A 2,055-nucleotide genomic window follows, 5' to 3' on the forward strand; every position below is an offset into this window, starting at 1 on the left:
GGTGGGGCAGATGATTGGGGTGAAGTCGTAACAAGGTATCCCTACCGGAAGGTGGGGATGGATCACCTCCTTTCTACGGAGTTTATTTCCGAATAATGATTTACTTCTTCTTGGGTCATGCCACTCACTCTTTGGTTTTCAGGGAATACTTGGGCCTATAGCTCAGTTGGTTAGAGCGCACGCCTGATAAGCGTGAGGTCGGCTGTTCGAGTCAGCCTAGGCCCACCAACTTACCCTGACATCTGCATATCTTGGGGCTATAGCTCAGCTGGGAGAGCACCTGCCTTGCAAGCAGGGGGTCAGCGGTTCGAATCCGCTTAGCTCCACCATAAAACCTCTATTTGTAAGGTAGAGGTTTTTTTATTAGTTTGGCAAGCCGTTATCAACTCTTGATAAAAGATTGTTTTTTATATTTAGGCAAATTCTTATCATAAGTAAATTTCATAATATTTATAAGTATATGATTTTTATACGAGGTGTTTTTGGCTTTGCAAATACAATCTCTTATATGATCAGAATCCATTCCAATATCTGGTTTATCTTTTTATTGGTGTCTATGTTATACTACTATTTGTTTTTATGTTTATTTGCAATCATATTGTATTAATTTATATACTCTTGTCAAAGAATGAAAGTGATTGTTGCAGATAGAAGGTAAGTTCCATTTATTGATGGAACATTCATTAAATAGAAAGGAGGAAATCTGCTACTAGTTAAATAGTAACGTCTTGGAGATGTGTGCTCAGAGTCAGTATAGAAATAGGTTTCTGTATCATATCGTATTTGTTAATCGCTATATCGCTATCGTATATGAAGGTATATCTTGGATATATATTGTGTTTCTAGTAGCAGTAGTGCGATGTATACAATTCGAGAAGTAAGTAAACTAATGAAAGTCAATCAGTTAACTGACAAAAAATCTGAACTGCTTCGTTGGATCAATGAAGAGAAGATTCAATGCGAGGCGACGGATGAAGGTACTTTTCGAATTCCAAAAAATGAAGTGCAACGACTGTTTGAAGCAAAATGGAAACCCGTTGTTTTTCAGCAAATTAAACAATATGAAATGACTATTCAAACGATGCTTTCTCAATTAAATGATCCTTATGCAGGCGCATTGACCAAGATAGAATCACTGCATGGTTTAATCAGATGGGGATTTGCTGCTTTGGCATCCTATCAGTTTCGGATGGAACATGATGTTGTATCGGCAAAGCAGTTATATTATTTTGCATTACAAGTATCAGAAGTGTATGAGAAATATGTGCGCCAAGCTTTAACTCAATATCCCTATATTGCTTATTTGCCGGCATCTTTAAAGGATAAAGTGCTTTGGGCTCTTTTTAGTCAACGTTTTGATTTGGCATATCACATGGCAGAACATTATGAACCAAATGGTTTCATGGAATCAAATAAGATTGATTTGCTTATCAAGTATTTGCTATTGAAAAAAGACCGTGAGGCTACGGAACTACTAAAACAATTGGCTCAAGAGGATACAGAGATCAATGTTGAAATAATAGATGCTATTTTATCTCACGATCAAAAAAGAGTGAATGAGCTGTTATACATTGAAGCCGATGCAAAGTATAAATACTATACACAAGAGATGATCCATCTACCTTATCAAATTTTATGTGATGATTTGTTGTTATATGGATGGATTGCACAGTGCCGAGGAATACCAGTCACATTGAAGCATCCGATTATGGCTGAAGAATGTTTTAAAAAGCACCGACTTGTTTATCCGGATCTTTCATTCTTACCCGATGAATTTAAAGTATTGATTTCAAATGCGATGTAGGTTGAAAACTGATTTTACTTATATAGAAATAAAAATGAAAAAAGCGACAAACCTGACTTTCATAGTAAGGTTAGGAGTCGCTTTTCTTTAAAAAAAACTATTGACTCATAAATAAACCTATGATATATTAACAAATGTCGCCGCGATGAGCGGTGGAAATGAGAAACGCACCTTGAAAATTAGATAAGGAAATGAAGTCAAGTCAAGGGTATCACCGAGACGAGTACCTTTAGCAACAGGTTAAGCTACTA

Annotated in this window: 1 protein-coding gene, 2 tRNA genes and 1 rRNA gene; all 4 read left to right on the top strand. The window is 36.4% G+C overall.

The genetic code is table 11. The features are described from left to right. Positions 1-73: ribosomal RNA gene (locus BMZ78_RS18275) — 16S ribosomal RNA — on the top strand; the annotation flags it as partial. Positions 74-151: 78 nt separating this feature from the next. Further along, positions 152-228 (top strand) — tRNA-Ile (locus BMZ78_RS18280). Positions 229-253: 25 nt separating this feature from the next. After that, positions 254-329, top strand: a tRNA-Ala gene (locus BMZ78_RS18285). 530 nt (positions 330-859) lie between these two features. After that, the gene (locus BMZ78_RS18290; RefSeq protein WP_093231802.1) at positions 860-1,804 is read left to right on the top strand and encodes a MerR family transcriptional regulator; all 945 of its coding nucleotides are present in this window, start codon (positions 860-862) and stop codon (positions 1,802-1,804) included. Positions 1,805-2,055 lie beyond the last annotated feature (251 nt).

It is taken from the genome of Thermoflavimicrobium dichotomicum (genome assembly GCF_900114055.1).
GTDB classification, from domain to species: domain Bacteria; phylum Bacillota; class Bacilli; order Thermoactinomycetales; family Thermoactinomycetaceae; genus Thermoflavimicrobium; species Thermoflavimicrobium dichotomicum.